The organism is Shewanella sp. T24-MNA-CIBAN-0130 (assembly GCF_040310185.1).
GTDB lineage: Bacteria > Pseudomonadota > Gammaproteobacteria > Enterobacterales > Shewanellaceae > Shewanella > Shewanella psychromarinicola.
This window is the reverse complement of the sequence record NZ_JBEOPP010000017.1, coordinates 41,224-67,537: the sequence shown is the minus strand read 5'-3', so window position 1 is coordinate 67,537 and position 26,314 is coordinate 41,224. Positions and strand designations below refer to the sequence as shown.

Annotated in this window: 23 protein-coding genes; 11 read left to right on the top strand and 12 right to left on the bottom strand. The window is 42.0% G+C overall.

Features of this window, described 5'->3' with window-relative positions:
- The first annotated feature begins 38 nt into the window (after positions 1-38).
- Positions 39-1,697: a M28 family metallopeptidase gene (locus AAEZ02_RS09475; RefSeq protein ID WP_124011703.1), complete on the top strand. Its 1,659-nt coding sequence runs from the start codon at positions 39-41 to the stop codon at positions 1,695-1,697.
- A 135-nt stretch (positions 1,698-1,832) separates the two neighbouring features.
- On the opposite strand, the gene AAEZ02_RS09470 is transcribed toward AAEZ02_RS09475, so the two are convergent.
- Positions 1,833-2,231 (bottom strand): ACT domain-containing protein, encoded by a 399-nt coding sequence (locus tag AAEZ02_RS09470; protein ID WP_351088944.1) that lies wholly within the window; start codon positions 2,229-2,231, stop codon positions 1,833-1,835.
- 584 nt (positions 2,232-2,815) lie between these two features.
- Here AAEZ02_RS09470 and asnB point away from each other — a divergent pair.
- Together asnB and AAEZ02_RS09460 are read left to right on the top strand one after the other, a co-directional pair.
- Positions 2,816-4,480, top strand: a complete 1,665-nt coding sequence (gene asnB / locus AAEZ02_RS09465) for an asparagine synthase B (protein WP_101032000.1) — start codon at positions 2,816-2,818, stop codon at positions 4,478-4,480.
- 129 nt (positions 4,481-4,609) lie between these two features.
- Positions 4,610-5,125: a GNAT family N-acetyltransferase gene (locus AAEZ02_RS09460; protein ID WP_351076074.1), complete on the top strand. Its 516-nt coding sequence runs from the start codon at positions 4,610-4,612 to the stop codon at positions 5,123-5,125.
- Positions 5,126-5,153: 28 nt separating this feature from the next.
- On the opposite strand, the gene AAEZ02_RS09455 is transcribed toward AAEZ02_RS09460, so the two are convergent.
- The 4 genes from AAEZ02_RS09455 to AAEZ02_RS09440 form a co-directional block, all read right to left on the bottom strand.
- Entirely contained in the window at positions 5,154-5,357 is a 204-nt protein-coding gene (locus tag AAEZ02_RS09455; protein ID WP_164839495.1) for a DUF1289 domain-containing protein, read from the bottom strand.
- Entirely contained in the window at positions 5,332-5,682 is a 351-nt protein-coding gene (locus AAEZ02_RS09450) for a VOC family protein (protein ID WP_351076071.1), read from the bottom strand. Before AAEZ02_RS09450 ends, AAEZ02_RS09455 begins: the two co-directional genes overlap by 26 nt.
- A gap of 194 nt (positions 5,683-5,876) precedes the next feature.
- Positions 5,877-6,578, bottom strand: a complete 702-nt coding sequence (locus tag AAEZ02_RS09445) for a DUF445 domain-containing protein (protein ID WP_101032004.1) — start codon at positions 6,576-6,578, stop codon at positions 5,877-5,879.
- Positions 6,579-6,737: 159 nt separating this feature from the next.
- On the bottom strand, positions 6,738-7,127 hold the full coding sequence (locus AAEZ02_RS09440) for a GNAT family N-acetyltransferase (RefSeq protein ID WP_124011707.1): 390 nt from the start codon (positions 7,125-7,127) through the stop codon (positions 6,738-6,740).
- Positions 7,128-7,449: 322 nt separating this feature from the next.
- On the opposite strand from AAEZ02_RS09440, the gene AAEZ02_RS09435 reads away from it, so the two are divergent.
- The 4 genes from AAEZ02_RS09435 to AAEZ02_RS09420 all read left to right on the top strand — a co-directional run bounded on the left by AAEZ02_RS09435 (position 7,450) and on the right by AAEZ02_RS09420 (position 12,353).
- Positions 7,450-10,749, top strand: a complete 3,300-nt coding sequence (locus AAEZ02_RS09435) for a DUF748 domain-containing protein (protein ID WP_124011708.1) — start codon at positions 7,450-7,452, stop codon at positions 10,747-10,749.
- Between the two features lie 119 nt (positions 10,750-10,868).
- On the top strand, positions 10,869-11,225 hold the full coding sequence (locus AAEZ02_RS09430) for a glutaredoxin family protein (protein ID WP_124011709.1): 357 nt from the start codon (positions 10,869-10,871) through the stop codon (positions 11,223-11,225).
- Positions 11,226-11,394: 169 nt separating this feature from the next.
- Complete coding sequence (locus tag AAEZ02_RS09425; protein WP_124011710.1) at positions 11,395-11,844, top strand: hypothetical protein; 450 nt, start codon at positions 11,395-11,397, stop codon at positions 11,842-11,844.
- Positions 11,845-12,152: 308 nt separating this feature from the next.
- The gene (locus tag AAEZ02_RS09420; protein ID WP_101032009.1) at positions 12,153-12,353 is read left to right on the top strand and encodes a DUF2986 domain-containing protein; all 201 of its coding nucleotides are present in this window, start codon (positions 12,153-12,155) and stop codon (positions 12,351-12,353) included.
- A gap of 120 nt (positions 12,354-12,473) precedes the next feature.
- On the opposite strand, the gene AAEZ02_RS09415 is transcribed toward AAEZ02_RS09420, so the two are convergent.
- Both AAEZ02_RS09415 and AAEZ02_RS09410 read right to left on the bottom strand, forming a co-directional pair.
- Entirely contained in the window at positions 12,474-14,012 is a 1,539-nt protein-coding gene (locus tag AAEZ02_RS09415; RefSeq protein WP_124011711.1) for an MATE family efflux transporter, read from the bottom strand.
- 60 nt (positions 14,013-14,072) lie between these two features.
- Positions 14,073-14,903 carry an ion transporter gene (locus AAEZ02_RS09410; protein WP_101032011.1) on the bottom strand — a complete coding sequence of 277 codons (831 nt, stop codon included), beginning with the start codon at positions 14,901-14,903 and terminating at the stop codon, positions 14,073-14,075.
- 166 nt (positions 14,904-15,069) lie between these two features.
- On the opposite strand from AAEZ02_RS09410, the gene AAEZ02_RS09405 reads away from it, so the two are divergent.
- Both AAEZ02_RS09405 and AAEZ02_RS09400 read left to right on the top strand, forming a co-directional pair.
- Complete coding sequence (locus AAEZ02_RS09405; RefSeq protein ID WP_101032012.1) at positions 15,070-15,573, top strand: L,D-transpeptidase family protein; 504 nt, start codon at positions 15,070-15,072, stop codon at positions 15,571-15,573.
- A 51-nt stretch (positions 15,574-15,624) separates the two neighbouring features.
- Positions 15,625-16,200: a VOC family protein gene (locus AAEZ02_RS09400; protein ID WP_124011712.1), complete on the top strand. Its 576-nt coding sequence runs from the start codon at positions 15,625-15,627 to the stop codon at positions 16,198-16,200.
- Between the two features lie 274 nt (positions 16,201-16,474).
- Here the strand turns inward: AAEZ02_RS09400 and AAEZ02_RS09395 are convergent, their stop codons facing one another.
- Positions 16,475-17,077, bottom strand: coding sequence for a class I SAM-dependent DNA methyltransferase (locus tag AAEZ02_RS09395; RefSeq protein ID WP_124011713.1), 603 nt, complete (start codon positions 17,075-17,077; stop codon positions 16,475-16,477).
- Between the two features lie 406 nt (positions 17,078-17,483).
- Entirely contained in the window at positions 17,484-18,365 is an 882-nt protein-coding gene (locus AAEZ02_RS09390) for an MYG1 family protein (protein ID WP_233768666.1), read from the bottom strand.
- Between the two features lie 573 nt (positions 18,366-18,938).
- On the opposite strand from AAEZ02_RS09390, the gene AAEZ02_RS09385 reads away from it, so the two are divergent.
- On the top strand, positions 18,939-20,174 hold the full coding sequence (locus AAEZ02_RS09385; RefSeq protein ID WP_124011715.1) for an MFS transporter: 1,236 nt from the start codon (positions 18,939-18,941) through the stop codon (positions 20,172-20,174).
- A 242-nt stretch (positions 20,175-20,416) separates the two neighbouring features.
- Here AAEZ02_RS09385 and AAEZ02_RS09380 read toward each other — a convergent pair whose 3' ends face one another.
- The 3 genes from AAEZ02_RS09380 to AAEZ02_RS09370 all read right to left on the bottom strand — a co-directional run bounded on the left by AAEZ02_RS09380 (position 20,417) and on the right by AAEZ02_RS09370 (position 24,409).
- Positions 20,417-21,073: a glutathione S-transferase family protein gene (locus AAEZ02_RS09380; protein ID WP_267898626.1), complete on the bottom strand. Its 657-nt coding sequence runs from the start codon at positions 21,071-21,073 to the stop codon at positions 20,417-20,419.
- A 771-nt stretch (positions 21,074-21,844) separates the two neighbouring features.
- On the bottom strand, positions 21,845-23,791 hold the full coding sequence (locus AAEZ02_RS09375; protein ID WP_124011717.1) for a M48 family metallopeptidase: 1,947 nt from the start codon (positions 23,789-23,791) through the stop codon (positions 21,845-21,847).
- 21 nt (positions 23,792-23,812) lie between these two features.
- Positions 23,813-24,409, bottom strand: a complete 597-nt coding sequence (locus AAEZ02_RS09370; RefSeq protein WP_351076058.1) for a LemA family protein — start codon at positions 24,407-24,409, stop codon at positions 23,813-23,815.
- Positions 24,410-25,722: 1,313 nt separating this feature from the next.
- Between AAEZ02_RS09370 and AAEZ02_RS09365 the strand changes: the two genes are divergently transcribed.
- Positions 25,723-26,229 (top strand): hypothetical protein, encoded by a 507-nt coding sequence (locus tag AAEZ02_RS09365; RefSeq protein ID WP_124011719.1) that lies wholly within the window; start codon positions 25,723-25,725, stop codon positions 26,227-26,229.
- The last annotated feature ends 85 nt before the right edge of the window (positions 26,230-26,314 follow it).

Here is a 26,314-nt window from a genome sequence, read left to right as displayed (position 1 = left end):
GTCTGAAATAACAATAAATAATAATAACAGGACATAGCATGAAACGATTGTTGCCTTTTTGCGCCATTGCCTTGCTGACAGCATGCAATAGTGACGATGCTAAACACGCTTCGACCGAACAAATTGCCCCAGCTAAAGTCACTGCTGTGACGTTTAATGAACAACGCTTTAGAACCGACATCGAAACATTATCGTCTGATAAGTTTGAAGGTCGGGCGCCCACCACCCAAGGTGAAAAACTTACCCTAGAATATTTATCCGCTGCCTTCACTCAAATGGGGCTTAAAGGCGCCTATAACGGCAGTTTTCTGCAACCAGTTCCAATGGTAAGCTACACCGCCAGCGAGCAACAACGAATTAATTTAGCTGGCATGGACATGCAGTATCGCCAAGATATTGTGCTAGGCAGTCGTCATGATAACCACCAAGTCAGTATTAAAGATGCGCCATTAGTGTTCGTCGGTTACGGTATTAATGCACCAGAATACGGCTGGAATGATTACCAAGACCTCGACATGAAAGGCAAAATTGCCATCATTTTAGTTAATGATCCAGGCTTTGCTCATCCTCAAGGGGCGAAGTTTAATGGTAAGGCGATGACTTACTATGGCCGTTGGACTTATAAGTTTGAAGAAGCCAGTCGCCAAGGAGCATTGGGCGCTATCATTATCCATGAGACTGAACCCGCTTCCTATCCCTGGTCGGTAGTCGAAAATAGCTGGATTGGAGCTCAACAAGACTTAGTCCTTAGCCAAGCAGAACAAGATCAACGGGTTCAAGTTGAAGGATGGTTAACCCTAGACAGTGCAACTGCCTTGTTTGACAAAGCCGGTCTATCATTAACATCGTTAATGGATCGCGCGGCCAACAGTTCACTCAATGTCAATTTAGCCCAAACTGCCAGCATTGAATTTGCTAACAAAACAGAGTATGCCGACAGTTATAATGTGGTTGCGACGTTAGCCGGCAGCACTCAGGCCAATCAGCATATTCTATTCACGGCCCACTGGGATCATCTCGGTAAAGATGACACCAAAGACGGTGACCAAATTTATAATGGCGCATTAGATAATTCCTCTGGCACTGCGGGTATTTTAGAAATTGCCCGCCAGTTTGCGCAGCAAGCCGAACAAGGTCATGGCTTAGCCCGCTCATTAACCTTTATTGCCACTACGGGTGAAGAACAAGGCTTATTAGGCTCACGTTACTATGCTGCTAATCCTATTTATCCCATTGATAAAACGGTCGCTGTTTTTAACCTAGACAGCACCAATGTGTATGGCAAAACCAAAGACTACACCATAGTTGGCAAAGGTCAGTCTGAGTTAGAAAACTATTTAGACCGCGCTGCAGCTAAACAGGATCGGATTAGCAAGGGCGAACTTAACCCAGCATCAGGCGGATTTTTCCGTTCAGACCACTTCAGTTTTGCCAAATTAGGTGTACCGGCAGTATTTGCCGGTGGGGGTAACGAACCGCTTGATGAAGCAACAGCACAATACAAAACTGCAATGCTGGTGAAAATGAAAGGCTGCTATCATAACGTCTGCGACGATTATCGTCCTGAATGGGACTTATCCGGATCATTACAAGATTTAGGCGTGTATTACCAAGCCGCAGCTGAGCTAGGTAATAATCAAGATTGGCCAGGATACTTTGCCGGTTCTGAATTTAATCAATTACGTCCTGCAGATTAATACAACACCACCCTATTCCGTCCCCCAAAACAAGGATTGGCCCATCATGTATTTGATGGGCTTTTTTTATTGGTATTTGGTGCTATTAGCATTTATGTCATTAGTCTTTGAGTTAATCCTCTGGATAAACGGTACTCACACTTTACTCAATTCATTTAGCGCTTCGATGGCTAAAGCCGCCTTTTCTGTTTGCACAAAAATATGGTCATGATAATACGCGGCAATAACATTAGCGCTAATGCCTTTTTCGGTGAGTTTATTGGCCACTGCAGCCGTTAAACCGACGGCATCAAGGCTAGAGTGTACCGTTAAGGTAATGCCTTTAAATACTGATTCAAATGACAAACCGCCCTCAATAGCAGCCGCTTTTGTTAATACTAATGTCAGCCCTTCAGATTCGCGAAACGTCGCCAGTGGCGATAAAGTTTGGTAATCACCATATTGCCCCTGCACTGAGCAAAAAACATATTCGTCATCTAATAATACCGGTGACATCGATGCGAGTAGTGCCGTTAAATTTGTTTCACCTACCATTCTTTTTTCCTTAAATATTTTTCCGTTATAAAGCGATTTTATGAATCAAGGTATTCTTTTGCAAATAAAAAGGGGCTGCCTGACTAAAATGTCGCCTAACTTAAATGCAGCTTATGCCACCCAGCTACAACATAAGTGACCAAGGTAACCCTATCCAGTCTTAATATACTTAACAAGTTAAGCCTTGCTTGGTTGGCTATCACCGAGTGAACTGGAGCCCCAATATCGCGCATAAATAATCCTATTAAGCTTGGATATGGCTAACCAACAGCACAAAACGACTATTCAACCTTCTTTTTGCTCAAATAACGATCAGACGCACTGCCTTAGTGCAATTATCGTTTTAGTTGTATTTGATTATGAAATATCAAAATAAATCATCATAATCGCAGTAAAAATAAAGATATCTCATAAAAATAGAGGTTATTATTGATAATATTTAAATAAAAAGATATTTCGAAGAGATAAAATCATTAAAACAACCAATTTTATGATGTTATCTTAAAAAACAAACTTGGCAGTTAACCAAAATGCTGGCAAAGTAGTGGCAGAAAAAGATTAGCCAACGCTGCTGGAGCCGTACTATGTGTTCAATATTTTCGATTTTAGATATCAAAACTGATGCAAGCCAACTTCGTCATGTGGCCTTAGAAATGTCAAAATTACTGCGTCACCGCGGTCCAGATTGGTCTGGTATTTATGCTGATGAACATGCCATTTTAGCTCATGAACGTTTATCCATTGTTGACGTTGACCACGGAGCGCAACCGCTTATCAGCACTGATGGCAACTTAGTCTTAGCCGTAAACGGTGAAATTTATAACCACAAGCAATTAAAAGCTCAGCTTGGTGACAAATACCAATATAAAACTAACTCAGATTGTGAAGTGATTTTGTCACTTTACCAAGAATACGGTTGTGACTTTTTAGACAAACTGAACGGCATCTTTGCATTTGTACTGTACGACAAAGCCAAAGGCACTTACTTAATCGGCCGCGATCATATGGGTATAATCCCACTTTACACTGGCTTCGATGCATCTGGTAACTTCTATGTTGCCTCTGAAATGAAAGCATTAATGCCGGTATGTAAAACCGTTGCTGAGTTTTACCCTGGACAGTATTTATATTCTGCCGACGGTAAACCAACCCAGTATTATCAACGTGATTGGCGCGATTTTGATGCGGTTAAAGACAACCCAGCAAGCATTGAAGAGTTGCGTGAAGCATTAGAAGCCGCAGTAAAACGCCAATTAATGTCAGATGTACCTTACGGGGTATTATTGTCTGGTGGGTTAGATTCATCCGTGATCTCTGCCATTACCCAAACTTACGCCAAACATCGTATTGAAAACGACGGCGAAACTGGCGCATGGTGGCCACAGCTGCATTCATTTGCCGTAGGGTTAGCGGAATCTCCTGACTTAGTTGCCGCACAAAAAGTGGCTGACGCCATTGGCACCATTCATCATCCTATTGTCTATACCTTCCAAGAAGGCTTAGATGCGATTAAAGAAGTGATTTATCATCTCGAAACTTACGATGTCACCACTATTCGAGCAGCAACGCCAATGTATTTAATGGCGCGTAAAATTAAAGCCATGGGCATTAAAATGGTGCTGTCTGGCGAAGGTGCTGACGAGTTATTCGGTGGTTATCTGTATTTCCACAAAGCGCCTAACGCGCAAGCATTTCATGAAGAGTTAGTTCGTAAGCTAGATAAACTGCACTTATTTGACTGCTTGCGTGCCAACAAATCCATGGCGGCATGGGGACTTGAAGCTCGGGTGCCTTTCTTAGATAAAGAATTTATCGACGTGGCAATGCGCATTAATCCAGAAGCCAAAATGTCTAAAGATGGCCGCATCGAGAAGCATATTTTACGTCAGGCATTTGAGGATAAATTGCCAAAAGAAGTAGTATGGCGTCAAAAAGAGCAGTTCAGTGATGGCGTAGGTTACTCTTGGATTGATGGTCTAAAAGCACACGCAGCAGAGAACGTCGGCGACGTGCAATATGCTAACGCAAAGTTCCGTTTCCCATACAACACGCCAGAGTCAAAAGAAGCCTATTTTTACCGCAGCTTCTTTGAAGAGTTTTTCCCATTAGCCAGCGCAGCTGAAACAGTGCCCGGAGGAAAAACAGTGGCTTGTTCAACCCCTGAAGCACTATTGTGGGATGCAAGTTTGCAAGGACTTAACGACCCATCAGGCCGCGCAGTTAAAAACGTTCACGCTAGCGCATATTAATTTTTCCTCGATAGCTAAACACCACCCTATTGGGTGGTGTTTTTGTTTGCCTCCATCTTGTAAGATAATGACAACAGCGTCCAGAGGCATAATGCTTAGCGTATTAATTGAGCAACAATAAGGTTTCCCATGACAGATATCAGTATTTTCAATCTTGAAATGACCGACCCTAGTCAATTAAAGCCTAAAAATGATCCCAACGGATTAACCGTGGTTGAGGTAAAAATAAAACAATATCAATTTAATCGGTTTCTATATCAATTTGTCGGTGCAGGGTGGCAATGGACAGATAAACTGACCTTGACCGATAGCCAGTGGCAAGAATATAGCGAAGCGGACAATTTACATTTGTTTGTGGCCTATAAAGATGGCGCACCAGCGGGCTACTTTGAATTGCAGCAGCAAGAAGAAGCGACTGTAGAGATTATGTATTTTGGCTTAGGCGAACGCTTTATCGGTAAAGGATTTGGCGGCTATTTACTGACCCAAGCCATTGAGCAAGCTTGGTTGTTACCCAACACCCGCCGAGTTTGGGTACATACTTGCTCGTTAGATCACCCCAGCGCATTACAAAACTATCAAGCACGCGGATTCAGTTTATTTAGAACTGATACCGAACCAAGAATGAACCCAAACTCTGCGTAGCGAAAAAAGGTCATGGATAACTGTCGTACTAACGGTTTTTACACGCGATACTGCGTTGTTGTAATATTTCAAGTAACGCGCTTTTTTGTTGCTCGTTCATTGAGTGCCAAGCCAGAATTTCGTCGAGCGAGCGATGACACCCTAAACAGACATCCTGTGCATCTAAACAACATTGCCTCACGCAAGGTGAGGCAATTTGATTAACGTTACTCTGACCATACGCCATATTCATTACCATTGGTGTCAGAAAAATGAAAACGTCTACCCCCAGGAAAACTGAATACGGCTTTGGTTATCTGTCCACCAGCCTGAATAATTTTGGCTGCGGTCGCGCCTAAATCTTGGCTATAGAGCACAATTAACGGGCTGCCTTTAGCTAAGGTAAATTGACACTCAGCTCGATAAAAACCACCATCAATTCCGACCTTCAAAAAGCAGCTGTATTCAGGACCATAGTCTTGAAACTGCCAACCAAAAACCTGAGTAAAAAAGGCTTTGGTTGCAATGATGTCTTTCACGGGTATTTCTAAATAATTAATACTATGATGTTGACTCATGCTCACCTCTATTACTCAGGGCTAAAACTAAGAACTAATGCTAAGAACTAAGACTAATAACTATTACTAGGTACAATCACTCAGTACTCATATTAATACTATCACTCATATCCAGTACTCATACGATAGCGCAATACTATGGCTTACGGCATTAATATGATGATTGATTCGATAGCTAGATTATAGCTGTCGCCCTATTGTTGCACCAATGCCGCAACGGCACCAATAACACCGCCAAACACACCACCCCATACAACTAACCAACCTAAATGGGTTTTAATCATATCTTGGATGATTTGTTTAACTAATTCAGGCGTAAGTTCGTTTAAACGCTGTTCGACAATATTGGCCACCTTCGCTTGCATATCAGCGATGATATTTGGCTTTTCAAGTTCATTGACTAAAATCGCATTAAACTCTTCACTTTGAGCCAGTTCAACTAAAGACAGTTTCATTTTTTCAATAAAAGGCTCTTTTAGTGGGATCAACGCCTCTGTGCCACCAAACATTGCTATCATGGCACCAAATGATGACTTTTCGATGGTCGACACCAATGCATCGAATGACGGCGCCAAATCAATTTGTTCAATCACAGGTGTTAAATCAATACTGCTGGCACTGCTGGTTGTCAAAAAGCGATCGATATTCTCTTGGGTAAAAAATTGTTTCATCATTAAATGTTTAATGCCCAATTTAAACTCTTCGAAACGCGATGGAACCACTCCAGAGCCATACAAACCGGGGACCTTTTCAAACAACATATGGATCGCCAACCAATTTGTTAACGCACCCGATAATGCAAATAATCCTATCGTCAGCACAATCTGTTGTTCTAACACATACCCGACCAGCATAAGAATGGCCGCAATAAGGTTGGTTAATACACTCTTATTCAATCTCTGTTCCTTAACATCTACGATGAAAAAATAATAAAAAAACCTCAGTTATTTTACCAGAAAAATAACTGAGGTCTAAAATAACTAACGCTTATATTTTGATAGTTTGAGCCAGCAAGGTCAAACAGCCGTCAATCGAGTTCACATTGGTGATTTATGCTAAGAACCAACTGATTCCGACTCAACAATGCCCTCTATATCGTGGCGATTAATTAATAATACCCCGGTACTTTGCGCCAATGCTTGTGCTTTTTGATACATCTGACTGATAATATCAAGCTGCTGATCCTGTGGTGAGACAAACACATCCTCTAAATACCACACAGGCGCCAGTCGTAATGAAGAAAACGACGGATACAGTTGAATAAAACCCATCATTTTATCTTCTTTGAACGACACAAAAATCATCGAATCATTTTCAGCCAAGCGATGTTTCAAAAAAGCATGGCAGGCACGATAGTCTGAGGCTTGGTGTAATTGCTGCCGATATTGATCAAATAGCAGGCTCAGCGGTTCTAAATCTATGCTCGAAGCAAGACGAATTTGCATTTGTCATCCTTGAAAATTGAGGTTAAATCCGCGCATGGATACTGCAGATATTATGCTAAATAAATGATGCCATCACGCCATAAGGGCCAAGGATAACATCCCGCTATAACGACTTAACACTCCTAGTTAAAGTCAGATACGAAAATAAGTTAACAATAAGATAAAATAAAACCTATTAATTACATAAACTTAAATATAACGCTACCATCAATAAACCTAAATGTAAATTAATCAGTTTTGCGGCCAAAATAATGATTTGCAAAGATAGTTTTTTTGCTAAAATAGGTACCTGTTACCATTGTTTTTATCAAGACTACTTCATATGACCCCGTTTTTAGCTCAGTTGCGCTCAGCGGTTAAACCGCGCTCTCGTATTCAAAAATTAACCCTTTATGGATTAACAATTTACCTATTGTCTTGCGCTGTACTCGGTGGATTAATTCCGTATATTGCCAAACAACAAGCACCAGAGATATTAGCCGAGCAATTAGGTAGAGACGTTAGTCTACAAGACATTAGTATCAATCCTTTTACGCTAGAACTAACGGTATCGGGTTTGGTTATCAATGAAGCTAATAGTCAGCAAACCTTTGCATCACTAGCCACGCTGTATGGCAACATTCAATTGTGGCAATCCATCACATCTTGGACATTAGTGATTGAAGATATCCGTCTAGCACAACCCACTATCCGAGTGTCGCTTACTCAAACCGATGATCAACAGGTTGTATTTAACTTTAGTGATATTATCAAGCGCCTAGGTAAAGACACTCAATCAACACCAGCCAATACTGCACCGACAAGTCTACCGGCGATAAACATCGGTAAAATTGAGCTGCTACAAGGTGTGTTCACCTTAGATGACAACGTCACCGATACTCATATCAACTACCCAAATATCAATCTGTCATTGACACAATTTAGCAGCTTGAGTACCGCGTTAGAGGATAAACAAGACCAGGTTAATCGCTATAATCTGAGCATAGAAGATCAATTTAACGGCTCGGTGGCACTGCAAGGACAATTTCAATTATCGCCATTAGCAATACAAGGTGATCTCGACGCTGCTGGCGTTGATTTATCTCGTTATTGGACTTTTGTTGATCAACTGTTTGCGATTAACTTATCTGAAGGCATGCTCAGCGTAAACGGCCAGTACACTGTGACGTTACAAGATAAAAACTTAGCCCCAATAAGCCACATTAATGTCACCAAAGCGCAGATAGTGATTAACCGTTTTAAAGCGCTACATCAGCAAGATGAAAAAATCGCCATTGATGTGTTAGCGTTAAAAAATATCAATGTAGATAGCCAGAAAAAACTTGTTAGCATTGATGAGTTTCATACTGAAAATGGTAAAATCAAACTCAACATCACCCCTAAAGGAGCTGATTTAGTCGCGTTACTGTTACCTCAAAATACTCAACTTCTCGACGATGCTGCTTCGAGCCAAACTGATACTAATGACACCACAGATACCACAGAGGTTGCAAATGTCTCAAATATCACTGACGCCAGCATAGAGGCAGAGTCTGACATAACCACTGAACAAGTCACCCAAACACCTGACGCTATTGTGACCCAAGCACCGCAAACAAACGCAGGTTCACCCCGCCCGTCACAAACTGAAATGACAAGCCAAAATGTTGATCCTAATACTGCTGATAAGGTTGATTCTCCATGGTTAGTCAATTTACATAAAATCACTGTGGCACAGTACCAAGTAGACCTTGGGGAAGGCATTGCCAGTGATAACATCATCCTTTGGCAACTCGGTCCCATTGATGTCTCAACCGGCTTGGTAAAATCTGATTTATCCACCCCTATTGATTACCAATTCTCGACTGGCATCAATGCGCAAAGCCTATTAACGTCGACAGGGCAAGTCGATGCATTAGCACAAACGATTAATGCTGATATCGATTTTAGTAATATGTTGCTGTCACGCTTGCAACCCTATATCGCACCATACATTAATATCACAGTAGAAGACGGGGTATTTTCCACTAAAGGTAATTTACATGCCGATGCTAAAGATACCCTCACCTACACAGGCAGCGCTAACATCAACCAGCTGCACATTAACGATAATGTGCTAAATAAACCATTGCTGACATGGGAAACCATGGACATCAACCAGTTATCGTTTGATCGCCAACAAGCTATCATTGACATCGATGAAATAAACTTCGATAAACTCTTTAGTCGCATCATTATTTCACCCGATCGCGGCACTAATATCAGCCAGCTGATCCACACAAAAAAAGCCACAACCGATCCCGTGGAGATAAAGCAAGCTGTTGATAGCGTTGATCCGAGCAAATTGATAGTCGATCAGCGCAAAGCTGATGCCTCAACACTGAATTCATCAGCAGGCAGTGAACCGCCAATGACAGATTCACCGCAAATGCAATTCAACATTAATAAAATAGGCATTAAAGACAGCTCAGCTTTTTTTGCGGATAACTCATTAACACCTAATTTTGCTTCAGGCATAGAAATGCTCAATGGCCAAATTAGCCATCTTTCATCGAAACCACAGACCACGGCATCGGTTGATTTGGTGGGTAAAATCGATAGATATGCTCCGGTGACGTTAAAAGGTGAGATAAATCCGTTACTCGACCAACCGTATCTTGATCTTAACTTGAATTTTGACAACGTAGAGTTAACCTCGGTCAATCCCTATTCAAGTACTTATGCTGGCTATTACATAGATAAAGGCCAATTGTCATTAGACCTAAACTACCAACTTAAAAACACTGCATTAGTTGGCAGTAATCACGTCGTCATTGATCAACTTAAACTGGGCAAACCCAGCAATAGCAGTTTAGCAACCAGTCTACCGGTGACGTTGGCGGTGGCATTATTGCAAGATCGCCACGGTGTGATTGATTTGGGCGTTGATGTCTCAGGGGACCTTGATTCTCCCAACTTCAGCTTTGGAAGCATAATCGTGAATGCTTTGGGTAATATTATTACCAAAGCCGTGACCTCACCCTTTTCATTCTTAGCAGGCCTTGTGGATGGTGATGAGGAAATGGATAAAATCAGTTTTGATTACGGACTCAGCAGTCTTTCACTTAAACAAAAAAATACCCTCGACAAACTGGCTAAAGCATTAATAGACAGACCGCTGCTGAATCTCAATATTAAAGGCAGTATTGACTTAATTAACGATAAACAAGCGTTAGCTGAAATCAAACTGCATAAACAACTGGCTATAACAGCAGGGATAAAATTTAACGCGTTACCAAAAAGTTTATCTGCCAGCCAGTTCCCTGCAACAGGGCCATCAGCTGATGCACTGTATCAATTAGTTGAGCAAGAATTGTCGCAGCCACCATTAGCGATAAAACAATCTTTACAACAAGAAACTCCAGAGCTGACAGAAGTAGAGCTCGTTACTCGCTGGCACATTGGCTTATACAATATGCTTAAAAACCACCAGCAGATCACTACAGATGAATTTGGCCAATTAGCACAACAGCGGGCCAGCGCAGTTAAAGCGTATTTAATTGATCAAGCAGGCATTGATGCGGGAAAAGTTTTTGTACTAGAAAGCCGCATCAACACCGTAGAAGATGCCGCTGAAGCATTGCTTGAACTACAAGTAAATTAACCCGTCATAGCTATTAACGGCTCTCGACATCGGGTAGACTGCGCATACATTGTAAACGAGGAATAACAGGCGTTTGCAATCATGCCGTATCATTAATATTGTTAAGATTGAGGTTTTATATGTTTATCGTTCGCTGGATTTTAGGTCGAATTATTTTGTTGTTAAATTTTGTGTTTGCTCCTAAAAAGCGCCAACGTCCGCAAGATCAACAAGTCATTGTCGATCAACAGACTCAATCGCTGGCATTGTATCAATACGCCGCCTGCCCTTTTTGTGTCAAAGTTCGTCGTGAAATGCGTCGTCAAAACTTAACCATCAACTTAGTTGATGCCAAACAAGATGAGCACAAAAGCGTGCTAACCGAGCAAGGTGGCAAACTCAAAGTCCCTTGTCTACGTATCGAGCAAGATGGCAAAACCCAATGGCTATATGAATCAAAAGCCATTATGAGCTACCTCAACGAGCGTTTTGCGTAAACCACAATTCGTATTATTTCGCCACAGTTTAGCTTAATGCTGTGGCTAACAGATTGCTGTATATATTCTTTTGTTTTTTAGACCATTGTTGTATCAATAAATGGTTGATAATTATCTTCTGCAGCTTTTTCCAGATATCATTTAGGATAAAAAACTGATGAGGTTATGTGTGTCAAAAATCGGCTTAATCATTTGTAGCGCCATACTTCTAAGCGCCTGTAGCACCAGCGAACCAGACCCAATGGACTATGTTGGCCAGTTTCGCGACGCATTCAGCACGCAAATTAAAGGTAAAGGGATTAAGTTATTTGTCTATAAAGCCAAATTAGCTACCGCCCTTGATCGTAGCATTCCCGGTGATGCTCCTCGAGATAGAGTCATTCGCCGCAGTAAACAAGATGCCCAAAGCTATCAAATAGAACTACGTAAAGCTGAAAATCGCCTAGAACTGTGGCATCAACAAATCGATCTTGGCCTTAAAAAAACCATCGAAATGAACGGTTATTGTAAAGCCGGATTTATCGAATTAAGTCGTTATGTTGAAACTGAACGCGGTGAAATTCGTGGCGAATGTAACGATGGTGCTACCGCTGAAGATATCAAAAAATTCGGGGTTTAATGAGTAAACCCCGTTCGGGATACTAAACGGTTGTTAATCAGGTAAAATATTCTGATATTTACCGCTTTATCTCATCTTTTAACCCGAGTTGAGGTAATTTAGCTGATGATGTTTTACCTGACTTGAAAGACTAATACTGTCGCTGACGGATAAAACACTATATCCAGCTAAGCAATTAAGCTAAAATAGCATCCAAATTTTCTCGTGATGTTGCCGTTGGCTCTAAGACCAGTGTCATCACGCTTTGATAAGCTGTTTATCATCAAAAATGATATCAATAGCTTGTCGTTTACAAAGTAAGAAATCAGATGAATAGAAAGCAAGAGATGATCAAAAAGCTGGCTAAACGTGCCAAGGCTCGCCAAAACAAAGTGGTGCCGTCTAACCCTAGCAGCAAGGCTGTTGAGCGTTATATCTCTAAAGCTGAACGCGAAAAAATTGCGGTAACAGAAGCCGCAGAACAAGCCGCAGCAACAGAGACCAGCAACACTGAAACTGATAAAGACTAACGCCGCCTCACAAGGGTGTTAGTGACAAAAAGCCCCTATTATGTTGGCCTTAGCCAATATAATAGGGGCTTTTTATTGCCTGTTAAATAGGTATTCATGATGTGTTAAATGCTGATTAGATCAATTAGTTTTATCGGCGCTCGTTTTGTCAGTATTGGTTTCGTCAGCAATAGTGTCATCGGCATTATCTTGTTGCGCAAATTGCTTACAAAAGGGCTCTTCATCCAATTGGGCCATCTGAGTGCGTCCTGGCATAGGTGATGGTGCTGCAACCATATCAATGTTTATCGCATCGTCTTCTAACAGTTGTTGGTTGGCACCAGCCGGCAACAAACCTTGGCGACTAATTTTGTCGACTAATCGGTATGCACAGAAAATACCTATCACACCGAAGATAATCGCTCCAATAACCTGGCCAATTAATACCCCAAACACGCCGCCCCACTGCGCGCCAAAATAGACAAAGGGTATGGTGCCGACGGTTGCTTTACCGACGTTAAAAAAGGTGGAATATTTGGCCTTACCTAAATTATTAAATGAGGCGTTGGCAATAAACAGAATTCCCGAAAAGATAAAGAACACGGCAATGTACTGACAGAAAAATAAAATAAGCTCTGCCGCATCACCTTTCATAGCAAAGCTGCTAATAATGACATTGCGTAATAGATACAGTCCAAGTGACATCACCAGCACATAAACCACACAAAATTGAATCGCTTTGGTCAAACTCAATCTAACTCGCTCAATTTCATTGGCACCAAAGTTTTGCCCCACAATCGGTCCAACGGCCCCCGACAGTGCAAAAATCATCCCAAACGATACGGGGATCAAACGACCTAATACAGCCCAACCAGCCACATAGCTATCACCAAAATCGGCGATAGCTCGCGTTACCACCGCATTACCAATGGGGGTTGCCACATTGGTCAGCATTGCCGGTGCGGCAATTGAAAAAATAGTCCCGAGGTCTTGTTTAAACTCATCAAGCGAAAACCGACCTAACAGTTTATGTTTTATCACTACGCCGCGGGCGGAGATAATAAACACAACAATACGAGCCAATACCGAAGCCGCGGCCGCGCCTTCTATCCCCATTGATAAGGAAAAAATGAAGATAGGATCTAATATGGCATTTACACCACCACCGGCGAGCGTCGACATCATCGACAATTTGGCATCGCCCACCGCGCGTAATGCACCGCCAAGTGCCATTGCTAAGCAAATAAACGGTAATGATGGCACCAGAATATATAAATAGCTTTGCGCTAATTCCGCCGTGCGCCCTGTTGCACCCACCAAGGCTAACAGTTCTGGAATAAACGCAATCACTACCGCAGCCACCAGCACACTGGTGATTAACGTCACGATGGCACTGTTTAAAAACAATCGTTTAGCTAACTTAATATTTTTAGCACCCACTGCTTTTGACACTAATGCACCCAGAGCAATAGATAAGCCGATGCCTATTGATGTGGTAAAAAAAGAAATCGTGCTGGCATAACCTGCCGCAGCGGCAAGTTCAACTTCGCCGAGCAGACTTAAAAAGAAAATATCGAGTAAGTCGACCACAAACAGTGCCGAAATCCCTACTGCAGCAGTAGAGCTCATCACTAGGATATGGCGTAAAATCGAACCCTCAACAAATTTAGCAGTGGTCATTAGTATCCTTGAGTGTAAATATATATAAGCAAACCCAAGCTCGCTTTATGGCCGATAACCCTAGAGTTTTTCCAGTTCGCTACCACAATGATTACAATATTCAGCATCGTTATCGTGGCCTTTCTTGCCACAATTACTGCATTTACGTAAATCACGGGTTCTGACCATTTCATGTGTAATTTCAGCGGTTAAAATGCCTGTTGGAATGGCAATAATCGAATAACCAATGAGCATAGTCAGTGCCGCAATCGCCTGACCTAATGGTGTTTGTGGCGTAATGTCTCCATAACCAACCGTGGTAATGGTCACCACGGTCCAATACATGGACTGAGGTATTGAAGTAAAGCCATTATTTGGGCCTTCGACTACATACATAATCACACTTAATACCATGATAATCAGGCTTACTGCGAAAAAAAACATAAACACTTTTCGACTCGACTGCATCATGGCTTTGAGTAATATATGACCATCTCTTAAATATCGAAGTAACTTTAATACCCTAAACACACGAAATAAACGCAGTACCCTTAGCGCTAACGCCACATTGGCACCTGGGAAAATCAAGTCTAAATAACTGGGTAAAATGGACACTAAATCCACTACACCAAAAAAGCTGCGTGCATAGTGTAACCGATTAAGCGAACAATAGATCCTTAATATGTACTCAACGGTAAAGATTACCGTAAAGGTCCATTCAGCAATTTGAATATAGTCACCGTACGGCGAATTAACTCGTTCTATCGTATCGATAAAAATTAATAACACACTCAGTACAATACAGACCATAAGGGCAATATCGAAGCGTTTTCCTGCTAAGGTTTCGGTACCAAAAATCACACTTCTAAGGTATTGTTTCAGTGGGCTGTCGGGTTTTTCTTCGGTATTCATCTTAATATTCACTGTCTTGGGCAATAAATTGCAAATAAACTTGGTTAACTAATATCAATTAACCCTTGTAGTCGTTAAAATCTAACATTGACTGTCGGATGTTAACATTCGAAATAAGGTCATTTTACAATAAAAATTAAAAAGGTCATTGGTTTACGGAGTTTTCATGCGCGCGTTGTACATATTATTTATAGCCTTAATTTTCTGCCCGTTATTAGCGCTTGCTTCGACAAGCCAAACAACAGCAAAAGTGGATTTAGTTGTGGTCAATAAATCCGAATCTCGTTTATCTGTCATGCGTGACGGAAAAGTGGTTAAAAGTTACCTCATTGCCATGGGCGATGTGCCCAGTGGTCATAAGCTTAAAGAAGGTGATCAACGCACTCCACAAGGCCGTTACGTTTTAGATTATAAAAAATCTGATAGTGCATTTTATAAATCGATTCATATTTCGTATCCCAATGAAGAAGATAAATTAAGGGCTGACGCATTAGGGATCCGAGCCGGTGGCATGATCATGATCCACGGTGAAAACCCTCGTTCAACGTTGCCGCCAAAAGAAGCACAAAAGTACAACTGGACCAATGGTTGCATTGCCGTCACCAACAAAGAAATGGATGAATTATGGCAAATGATTGATGCCGGTACACCGATTGAAATATGGCCATAGGCTGATTTAATCTCAACCATACCATTTTTGCTTTGTTTTTTGGGTCACAAAATGAATTACCAACACCTACAACATACTTGGGTCGACTTTGGTCAGCGCATTACGGCATTTATTGATCAGTTAGGCCTAGAGAACTTATCACTATACTGCGATCATGCCGCCTTACGAGTGAACGACAACCACATGGCGCAGTTATTAGCTGATGAATTTAGCCAACATGGCAAAATAATCTCCAATAATATCATTAACGGTCGGCCTATTTTAATCATTAAATTAACCGAGCCATTAGTTATTGGCGCAATGCACATTCAATGTGTTGAACTGCCCTTCCCATCCGACAAAGCTTATCCAGTTGAAGGCTGGGAACATGTCGAGTTAGTGTTTCCGTCACAGGCACAAACCTGTGATGAACTAGTCGCAGAGCTTATCGAAAAAGTGCCACAACTGGCTGATATTATTGCGAGTAATGATTCAGAAAACAGTGACATTAAGGTAAAGCAAAGTTCGCCAAAAGGCGATAAAGAGCGCTTAGCCAACCCAACCATAGCGTTTAAGGCCAATGGCATTTGCGTTAAAGTACACCCGCACGATATTCAAAAGATTGTTGAAAGTGAACAAGCCTGCTAAGCATAGTACTAATAACGCTTTATCTGGAAACGGCAGCACTTCCGTTGATACGATCCGTCAATATATTCAAGAGCAAGGTTAGTTTATCGATTCATCCCCGCGACTTCGCTTCGCTCTGATCACGAGGTTTTCTCTACAGATTAGATAAAACAAGCCAAACATCGATATGCCAATGCCATAACTGAGTTTGGCTTGTTTAGATCAATGACAAGAAAATAAGTAAGCAACGAACAACAGCCAACGGTGTTGTTCGTTTGATCAACTTGATACATGCTTATTTCTTAGCCGTTAATAAAAATACCGCAAACTCTCCTTGTGACTTGTGCACTACACTAGCATCAACGACTTCAACCTCTCGAAAACAAGCTTGCTTTGCTGCAAGAGCAATCGCATCTCGGTCAAAACCGAAATGGTAGACACTAGTATCTTCTGTATGGAAACTTCCATCTTCCTTGTCAAGATCAGATATAGCGATTATTCCGCCATCATTTAGCAGAGAATAGAACTTAACGAACATTGCCCCAATATCTTTCACATGATGCATTGTCATTGAAGATATAATGCCATCAAATTTATCTGTGATATCTGTAGATTCTAAATCAATGGCCAATATATCAATTTCACAACTAAGACTGACTCGCTTCTTTTCAAGCTGATCATTCATCGATTTTGAAATGTCAATAGCAGTAATTTTTCGTACAGACGGCGCAATGCGCTCAAGTAGCAATCCGGTACCTGAGCCAAAATCCATTAAGTGCATTTGTCGATCAAGGCTTACATTTTTAATGACAGCATTGGCAATGTTTTCGACATTTGAAACTCTATTATCATCGCTATCGAAAATAACTGCTTTATGCTCGAAAAAATCTCTACTCATCTTTGCTTCCTACTTCGGTAAAACGTTGAGCTCAGCCGCGATGTTGGCTACTGGATTGTTGAGGTTATCTAGACTTGTTATCGCCAATGAAGAGCGAATATATTCGTGTGATATTGAATGTCTCAGAATGATTTCGAATGTCTATAAACTAATAACATCTTTTGAATCGTTTACAGGCTCGCATTAGCATGATGTCATTGCGTTTAAAGATAACTCGCTAGTCTTTTTACTAACGAGTTTACGTAATGACGCTATGGCGCAGCAAATCCTTTTGATGCCGCCAACAATCTTGGCCATGTTTTGAGTACTACATTGGTTCACAGCCCTACGTTCAAGCTCGTTTAGGTCTTCACCTTTTACTGAGCACTGCTTACCAAATACAAACATTTATCATGGCGTTGTCGGTTTAGGCTTTAATGGCATCAGCGACTAACTTCATAGTTGACTGAAGTGAACCTGTTGCACAGATAAATAAGCCATGATGACAGAATACGCCATCTGGGATCTGTGCCACTTTTGAAAACGCTTCATCACTCAAACCAGCCCATGATGTTGGAAAATCTTTACGGTTAGAGAATTCTCCAGGAGCTGATGGAACGGTGCGGGCGTACCATTTTTCACCATTTGGAAATATTGCATAAAGTATCGTTTCATTTCCATTGCTGTTAAACAGGTGTTCTATCCACTTACAATCTTCAGGCACAATGATATATGAACGTTTTTCATTGTGAGCCACGTTAAGAGCAAGTTCCACCCCTTCCCGACTATCAATCCAGTGCTTGGCTTGTGCGATGGCAGTCTGAAGCATTAAACGAGCGCGCACTACTTCGCCCTCAAAAACGTCGTCTGTTTTAGAGTGGTCCTGAGGGTTCATCATAGAAATTGACCCCGATAGTGAGATTTCGCGCACATCAGAAAAGTCTTCAATATGATGTGTTAATGTCACTCCATTATCAATTGCATCAAACTGTCTAATCAAACGTCGACTAATCCTATCGGCAATATCAGGACAGCCACAAATCTCAGTACCATAATGAGACCAAATAAGGCCGATAGATGACATTTTTAAACCATCATCGTATGTCGGACCGTTCTTAAAATGGTGGTCATATACCTTTTCATCGTGATTGTAGTAACCACCAACATCAACGAGGTAATCGCATTTTGCCCATACTTTGGGGTCACGTGAGCGATGTATTTCATACTCCGGATGCAACATCGACAACGCCGCAATGGCAAAAACATCATCGGCATGAAATGCCCCGCTGTGTGTTCCAAATATCTTCATCAAAATAATATATCCATTTACGTTATCACCAAAGCGCGCATTATTTATACGATACTTCAGTTAAGTGTTCGAAATTATAACGTTTCACTCATCAACAAGAAAACCCATTTCTGTAAAGAAAAAGTTTGTGCCGTATAGAAAGAGTAAAATCTATTTACGAAAAAATACTGCTTTGAACACAATCATTCATTCTGCTTCGTATACATCGCTTTTTTTATATCGGCTTTTACCAGATTGGCAGCAACAATCTAGCGTTGATACTATGGCTCCTTTGATGCAAGGGCATTTAAAAAGATAGTTTATTATCCATCAATCAAGCCCCGTTGTGGCGGTGTGCTATCTTCAGGTAAAAGCGACTTAGAAACCTACCATGCTAACATGCACATAAACAAAAATGACAAAGCCGCCTATCCTACAAAGGCAATAGAGTAAAAAGGAAATAGGTTCATTTGGCTATTTGGACTTGGAAACATAGCTAAATGTGAATAGCATAATAGTCATCCGCATTTCCCTTTGTTGACAAACCATCAAAAAAGTCAATTGTGTGAATTTTTTAGGGAGCTTATATAATACATGATCCGCGAATATTTACGTTTTATAAGCCACAGCTGGCCAATTCTCATTTTTGGCGTGATGACCGTTTTCATGGGCAACTTCGGTCAGTCGTTTTTCATTAGCTGGTTCGGAGACAGCTTTAAAGAAAGTCTTGGTCTATCAGCCACAAGCTATGGAACCGCCTACTCTATGGCAACACTTGCCAGTGGCCTACTTATCATGTGGATTGGTGGGAGTATTGACAAAGTCTCGTTAGAAAAGTTTATCCTATTCTGCACAATTGGACTTTCTCTGGCAGCGCTTACGCTCTGGCAGACCAATAACCTAACAACGCTTGTTGTCGGACTTTTTCTCCTGCGTTTTTTTGGTCAGGGACTTTTTCCACACACCGCCATAACCACAATGATGAAAAGGTTTTCTTTGAATCGTGGCAAAGGTGTAAGTGTAGCAACCACAGGGGTTCCCTTAGGTGAAATCATACTGCCTTCCATTGCAGTATTTTTTATTGCACAATTCGGGTGGCAACAAAGTTGGTTGATCATAGCAGTATCAGTCCCCTTACTTTATCTTCCTCTGGCACTTTTTCTTATTAAACGTGCGAGAAATCAAAAATATGCCGAACATGATCCAACTTTAGACTGTGAACCTTCTAAACCACTCAAAGAGGATGGATCGAGAAGAACATTACTTGCCGATTATCGTTTTTGGTTGGTACTACCCACAGTCCTTGCCGCACCATTCATCGTGACAGGAATATTTATTCATCAGGGATTTTTTCTTCCTCAGATGGGCTGGACACCCATGCTTTTTGCCAATTGCTTCGTCTTTTATGGGATTGCCCATTGGCTTTCATCAATGTATACGGGCGCATTGGTTGACAGATTCAGCGGGAGACAATTGTTAAAATATTACCCAATCCCAATGCTCATGGCTTTGTTGTTGGCCTCGCAACTAACAGGCAACTGGGTTGCTTACGCGCTACTTATTTTACTCGGCATCGCCATGGGCTCCGGTAGCCCAATCATTAATGCGCTTTGGGCTGAAGTCTATGGCACCAAGTATCTTGGGAGAATACGCGCACTCATGGTCTCTCTTGGTGTGATATCGACCTCGATTTCTCCGATTTTATTTGGTTATCTCATTGATAATGGGATCACAGGCTCTCAGCTTTTTTTCTGGCTCGCCGTGTACATATTACTGGCAATGTTTTTCGCTTTTTTTTCATACTCTCACGAGAAGAAACTGAAAATTTAATTATGTAACCAACAAATAGACACCAAAAACAGTAATCACAGCCCTACAATTGCCTAATGGAAACATGCTCTTTATGAAGAAAAAATGGCCACTACCTTAAAATTATTTTCACCCTAGTTCTATCTCGCGTTGTGCCACTTTGCGTATATGGACTCCACGAGTGTTAAACATAATGAATTAATGGCCATAGGGACTTATTCACTGCAAAATTCTATTAAGTGCGTGAACCATCCCACCTCGGATCAGCATTCCAATGTCAGTCCCTCCTGAGACATCATCTGTTGGATAGAGTCGCGTTGAAGCATGGCTTGCATGTGGCGGCGTAGGTTTGGCCAGTCTTGCGCTCGACTGCCATAGCGGCTGCTCCAGTAGGCCACCATAAACAAATGAAAGTCGGCGCCGCTTAGTCTGTCACCTAGAAGCCATGGGCCTTTATTGCCCAGATCATCGTTGAGGATGCTCCAGCAGCGGCTCAGGTCCTGGGTTGCTTTATCCACCACAGAGGGCAAATCGGTATCGCCAGTGACGTAGTGCTCCGGGTGGGCCCAGCGGTTAGCCGCTTCCTGCAAGGTGTTCGACATCCAAGTGAGGTATTGGTAATAATGCCCTCGTTGCGGCGAATGCAGTGCGGGGGCCAAACCGGCATTCGGGTGCTGGTCAAGCAGGTACATCAGAATCGCCGCCGATTCATAAATGATTTCGCCCCGGTGCTGTAATGTGGGCACCTTGCCGTTCGGGTTGATCGCCAGGTACTCCGGTGTACGTTGCATTCGTTTAGCCAAATCGATCTCGATCAACTCGTAGGCCACGCCCAACTCTTCCAGTACGGCGTGAGTGGCCATGTTGGCCCCACCGCGATCCCAATACAGTGTGTAAATAATATGTCTCCTGTTGTGCAACGAAATTAACCAACTATACCACTGGGAGGCGGTTTTTATACTTCACCTTGCCGTTGGCCACCGATAATCCTCTGCCTACATCGACAGTGACTGCATCTGAGAATAAAAAACGAAGACGCTTAATGCCCCGGGGCGCCTTAAAATAGCCTCTTTTGTTGGCCTTTACTTAACGACGCGCCAAAGCACCAATTGAGACAAGTATTGACGTCAAGCAATAGCCGATGGCTAGTGGGTTTAATGGAGGGCTGCATTCCCTTTTACCTAAAAAACATAAGCCACTAATTTTTATATTATTTTTTTATTATTTTTTGTCTAAAAAATTGACTTAATGTCGCTATGGTACAGCAGATCATTGCGATGCCAGCAACACTCTTAAGTCATCATTGTTGTGTCATTTCCATCTCAAATGTAATGGCTCTGACTTAAGCTAACCGTTACCCGTTTTTAAAATGGTGACCTTCAATTTAGCTTTTAGCTAAATTCTTATCAGCCCCAACCTATTTCCCATTAAGTAATGTTTCATTGCCGGTGAGCCGCGGCACATTTTCCCAAATGAATTCGATCTTTTTTTGTAGGTTTCGATCCATTTGTCTAGATAGGTTTCTTGCAACGCAGTTAATAATATGGCGGGAGATGCATTTAATTTGATGATTTAATCGCTTATTAAAAAGACGAGCAAACGGTAGGTCCATTCCATTATTGGTGCATATTCTTATGAGTTAAGGCTAACGAGTGCAATCCATACTCAAGGTAAATTGAGCGATACAATGCTTAAGCATAAGAGATCAGTGGTGGCATTGGACAAGCCAGAACATCGGCAAAAGCCCGTAATAATTCAACCTCAACCGGATCTATCTTTTGATCGCGCATGATGCAAACGGCACAGGCGTGCAATAACATCGGTTTGGCCATAGGAGTTAACTTTTCCAGTTTTTGTAGCGCTGTGTCCAGATCTGATAGCTTGACTGCATTTTCGTTAACTAATTTGAGCTCGCTCATTCCCAATGCTTCTACCGCGGTGATAAAAACGTCCTCTCTGACAACCTGTTCTTGCTGACCGGCATAGGTCAACACGGATAGCAGCAATGCAATTTCGGGCTTAAGTTGCTCGCTATCTACGCTAGCCAGTAGGCTGCGCGGATGTTTGAAGAAGTGAGCATCCAGATGAATGAACAGAATTTTACGTAAGGTCCACTCCTTTAAGACAAGTTTAAAATCCATGTCAATCAGAGCATCCATATTGACTCTGAAAATCTGGTACTGAGACAGTGATAACTGTTTGAGAGCTGGGATGGCAATATCAATTAATGGAAGCCGAGAGCCAGCCTCTAACCTATCTATTTCAGACAGCAGTTTACGGGTAAAAACGGCAACATTTGCGTCGGCATATTGGTGTAAATAAGCTAATTGTTTAAGCCGAATTTGCTGATCCTTATCCAATAGCAGGGCATAAACAACGGCCCGAGCCCCATAGGGTTCGCGAGCAGCATCCTTGATGACAGTGGGTAACTGCGCAATTAACGCCCGAACATAATCGACCGTTTCCCGCGTAGGATTGCCTATTTGACTAATACTATTGGCAAGATCAACTATGGACGCCCCGGCAGCAATTGTGCTCATTTTTTTCGCCAATTCTGGCTGAGCCTTGGATACTTTTCCATCGCCAGATTGCACACTTTGGTCTATTTCGAGCTTGTCGACAGTGGCAAATTTGCCATCCCAATGGGGATCAATGTGCAAGATACGCTTTGCCAGTGGTGGATGGGTAGCGGACAACGTTTGCATCAAACCTGAAACGCCTTGAGCAAAAAAAGCATGGCTGATTTCAGCTGCCCCGGGATCCTCTATCAAAGATCCAAACTCTAGCCCGCCGATGCGTTTCAATGCACCCGCAATGCCTTCTGGGTTACGGGTAAACTGAACCGCTGAGGCATCTGCTAGGTATTCTCTTTGTCGACTCACGGCCGCTTTTATTAAGCCGCCAAAAAAAGTCCCGGCAAAGCCGATGACAATGAGCCCAATCGCCAGTGCTAATATTCCTGCGGCCCCTTTACCATTGTCCCGTCCACGCCGAGAACGAGAAGTGGAATACAGTAAGTGGTAACCAATAATACCGAGGATCAGTATCCCGTTAAGAACACCGATCAAGCGGATATTTAGGCGCATATCACCGTTAAAAATATGGCTAAACTCATGAGCGATGACACCTTGAAGTTGATCGCGACTGAGGTGATCAATCGCTCCTTGAGTCACGCCAATAACGGCATCTTTGGGGGAGAAACCGGCGGCGAATGCATTGATACCGTTCTCGTCAGCCAACAAATATACCGGTGGTGCTGGCGTACCAGAAGCGATAGCCATTTCCTCTACCACATTTAATAATTTTCGTTGATTCAGAACCGTGGTATTTTGTGCGATTAATTGCCCTCCTAGCCCTTCGGCAACAACCTTGCCACCAGCCGACAAAGCCATGATTTTATAAAGACTGCCTCCCAAGACCACCAGAACGACTGCCGAACTGATAGTGGCAAAAGTGCGCCAATCCATTTGCTGCCAAAAAGACTGACCCGCTGACATTTGCTCGTTGTCGATAAAACCAAACGCCAACATAACCAGCAGATTAACCATCACGATCAGGATGATCACCGCCAAGCTAAACAGCAAAATCAGCTGAAAAGTGTTTTTACGTGCTCGGTCCTGGGATTCAAAAAAATTCATGTTGCATACCTAGGAAAATGACTAAAATGAGACTTTGGGTGCCGCCTGGATGGCCACAGTATCTTCAAACTCCAACAATGTTGCATCTTGCCCATGACCAAATCGCGCCGCAAAAAACACCGGAGGAAAAGTTTGTTTATAAGTATTATAAGCCATCACCTGATCGTTAAAGGCCTGCCTGGAAAAAGAGACCTTATTTTCCGTGGAGATAAGTTCCTCACTTAACTGCAGCATATTCTGATTGGCCTTAAGATCCGGATAGGCCTCCATCACCATGTTAAAGTTCATCATGGCCTCCCCCAGTTTACTTTCAGCGCCACTCAGTCCTTTTATGGCATCAGTGTTACTGGGATCGGCCGCCGCCTTTGACAACATATTCTGCGCCGTATTACGTGCCTCTACCACGGCTTCCAAGGTTTGCCGTTCATGTTTGATATAACCCTTGGCGGTCTCGACAAGATTAGGTATCAAGTCATATCGACGTTTTAATTGCACCTCGATCTGTGCGAAGGCATTTTTGTAGCGATTTTTCAGCGTAACCAGTTTATTAAATACCCCGGTCACATAAAAAAACACCAGTGCCACCAGAACCAGAATAACTATCAATGTGATTGACATATTTTTCACCTTTATCCAAATATTTACGCATCCTTTCGATGCTATTAGTGTTATGTACGCGTTGTAATTGAATTCATAAACACCAGGCTCATCTAAAAGCTTGTGCCAAATGGGCTATCACTAAAACCGAAATGAAAGACTCGAGTAACATTCAGACAATAGCCAAACCCATACATTAAGCACCTAATTACTAACATAAATCATCCAGTCTCAACAGTCGATAGGCATAGGCTGTCATTGTACAGCGACCTTTTCTAGCCTTGCTAGCCACTAACCCAAGCCATTCTTATAATCAATAACATAGCCTCTTTCAGCATTCATTACGATAGCCTTTAATTATACCAGTGCATAAATTAAGTACATTGCTCAGAAGAGTGAGCCCTAAGTAGTGAAAGGTATATGAAAATGAAGAAATTGGCTGATTTCAACAAGCAAAACATGCGTGATACCAATCAAGCTGAAAATGACTTGCAAGTAATTGCAAAGGTTAGGCTTTAACCACAATACCAACATTGGCGGTTTGCGGCATCTGACACCATTTTAGAAATATCTACAGTATTCGGTTTATGTGGGTAACGAACCGACAGCACCTTTGGGTAAATGACCAAAGCTGTTGGTAATGTTAAGTCCGTTCTTCGTAGGGATGTTGAGTCTGTCTTGAATGTGTTGGCTGCTTAAGCCAATCGAACCACTTTTTCTCCACGGATAATTCGGTCAGTACCTTCTACCAGCACACTCTAGTCTTTAACGCTGAAATAAGACCGTCCACGGGATAACTCACAACGTCGACTCACCGTGGCTTTGTTGGCAGCATCATAGTACCACTAGCTTAATGATGAATAAAAATACTGTAAATGCGTCCAAATATTCGGCCTTTCTGTAAAAAAAAATCGGCTCTTTGGCCATAATGAGAACGGCGCCTCTACGACTTAATCATCGATTGGAACTGGACTGATCCCAAAACCTTAACAAGCTGATCATTTATTACCTAAGCGAGGTGTCGTTCGCCGGACTGATACCTATGTCATACTCCAATATATATGTACTGACCTATAATTTCGAGTAAAAAACCTATTTTTCAATAATTTACATAGTTAACCCTGATAGAAAGACATTGAGAAAGTATGAGTTAACGTAACAGTAAGTATGAATGATTATCTCAAACTTCATACTTTAATTCATATTGTGTTAATCAGTATTATGGCTAACATTATTGCAACACTTTCATCTGTACCTATCTCAGGTAATCGATGTAAAAGTAATCTGTAATCTAATGTAATGGGGACATTAATATGAATGTAAATGGGAGGAATATGCTTTTTTTTGTAAAATATACAACCGCATTCCTCGTTTTACACTTCTCTTACAGCCTAACAACTACACAGGCCAACGAATCACTGACTCTGGCACTTTCAGGTGTTATTGAAGATAGGTGTGTAATAGCAATACCCACCAGCTCCACTTTCGATTTTAGCCAGCAGTTAGTCCACTCCACAACGATAGCAATTGACTGCAATCAAGCGATGTTGGTTGCCCTACGCTCAGAGAATGGTGGGCTTAAGCTAAGCCAAGCGGAGGCTGAAAATGATGTGGTTGCGGCCTATGATATTGAGCTAAAAATAGAATCTATTCAGTTTAGATTAACGGCTAATAGTATTGATATTCAACAAGAACGGCGATTTAGTGCTGGCGAGGATATTCCGTTTGCGACTTCAGCAAGCTTAGATATTACACTGCCTGAGGCACTGGTACATGCCGGAAAATACAGCGATACCCTGCATATTGAGGTTTATCCCAATTTTACTCAGCAGGGTATTTAATGAGATTTTCTCCCCAATGGAGAAAAGTTGCCGACCAGTTGGCAAGAACTGGTCGGCTAGTAAAAAACCAATCTGAAATATTACA

Bases quoted from the DNA above. Each gene is read 5' to 3' on its own strand.
- AAEZ02_RS09475 (WP_124011703.1), top strand. From the start codon at position 39: ATGAAACGATTGTTGCCTTTTTGCGCCATTGCCTTGCTGACAGCATGC.
- AAEZ02_RS09470 (WP_351088944.1), bottom strand. From the start codon at position 2,231: ATGGTAGGTGAAACAAATTTAACGGCACTACTCGCATCGATGTCACCG.
- asnB (WP_101032000.1), top strand. From the start codon at position 2,816: ATGTGTTCAATATTTTCGATTTTAGATATCAAAACTGATGCAAGCCAA.
- AAEZ02_RS09460 (WP_351076074.1), top strand. From the start codon at position 4,610: ATGACAGATATCAGTATTTTCAATCTTGAAATGACCGACCCTAGTCAA.
- AAEZ02_RS09455 (WP_164839495.1), bottom strand. From the start codon at position 5,357: ATGAATATGGCGTATGGTCAGAGTAACGTTAATCAAATTGCCTCACCT.
- AAEZ02_RS09450 (WP_351076071.1), bottom strand. From the start codon at position 5,682: ATGAGTCAACATCATAGTATTAATTATTTAGAAATACCCGTGAAAGAC.
- AAEZ02_RS09440 (WP_124011707.1), bottom strand. From the start codon at position 7,127: ATGCAAATTCGTCTTGCTTCGAGCATAGATTTAGAACCGCTGAGCCTG.
- AAEZ02_RS09435 (WP_124011708.1), top strand. From the start codon at position 7,450: ATGACCCCGTTTTTAGCTCAGTTGCGCTCAGCGGTTAAACCGCGCTCT.
- AAEZ02_RS09430 (WP_124011709.1), top strand. From the start codon at position 10,869: ATGTTTATCGTTCGCTGGATTTTAGGTCGAATTATTTTGTTGTTAAAT.
- AAEZ02_RS09420 (WP_101032009.1), top strand. From the start codon at position 12,153: ATGAATAGAAAGCAAGAGATGATCAAAAAGCTGGCTAAACGTGCCAAG.
- AAEZ02_RS09415 (WP_124011711.1), bottom strand. From the start codon at position 14,012: ATGACCACTGCTAAATTTGTTGAGGGTTCGATTTTACGCCATATCCTA.
- AAEZ02_RS09410 (WP_101032011.1), bottom strand. From the start codon at position 14,903: ATGAATACCGAAGAAAAACCCGACAGCCCACTGAAACAATACCTTAGA.
- AAEZ02_RS09405 (WP_101032012.1), top strand. From the start codon at position 15,070: ATGCGCGCGTTGTACATATTATTTATAGCCTTAATTTTCTGCCCGTTA.
- AAEZ02_RS09400 (WP_124011712.1), top strand. From the start codon at position 15,625: ATGAATTACCAACACCTACAACATACTTGGGTCGACTTTGGTCAGCGC.
- AAEZ02_RS09395 (WP_124011713.1), bottom strand. From the start codon at position 17,077: ATGAGTAGAGATTTTTTCGAGCATAAAGCAGTTATTTTCGATAGCGAT.
- AAEZ02_RS09390 (WP_233768666.1), bottom strand. From the start codon at position 18,365: ATGAAGATATTTGGAACACACAGCGGGGCATTTCATGCCGATGATGTT.
- AAEZ02_RS09385 (WP_124011715.1), top strand. From the start codon at position 18,939: ATGATCCGCGAATATTTACGTTTTATAAGCCACAGCTGGCCAATTCTC.
- AAEZ02_RS09375 (WP_124011717.1), bottom strand. From the start codon at position 23,791: ATGAATTTTTTTGAATCCCAGGACCGAGCACGTAAAAACACTTTTCAG.
- AAEZ02_RS09370 (WP_351076058.1), bottom strand. From the start codon at position 24,409: ATGTCAATCACATTGATAGTTATTCTGGTTCTGGTGGCACTGGTGTTT.
- AAEZ02_RS09365 (WP_124011719.1), top strand. From the start codon at position 25,723: ATGCTTTTTTTTGTAAAATATACAACCGCATTCCTCGTTTTACACTTC.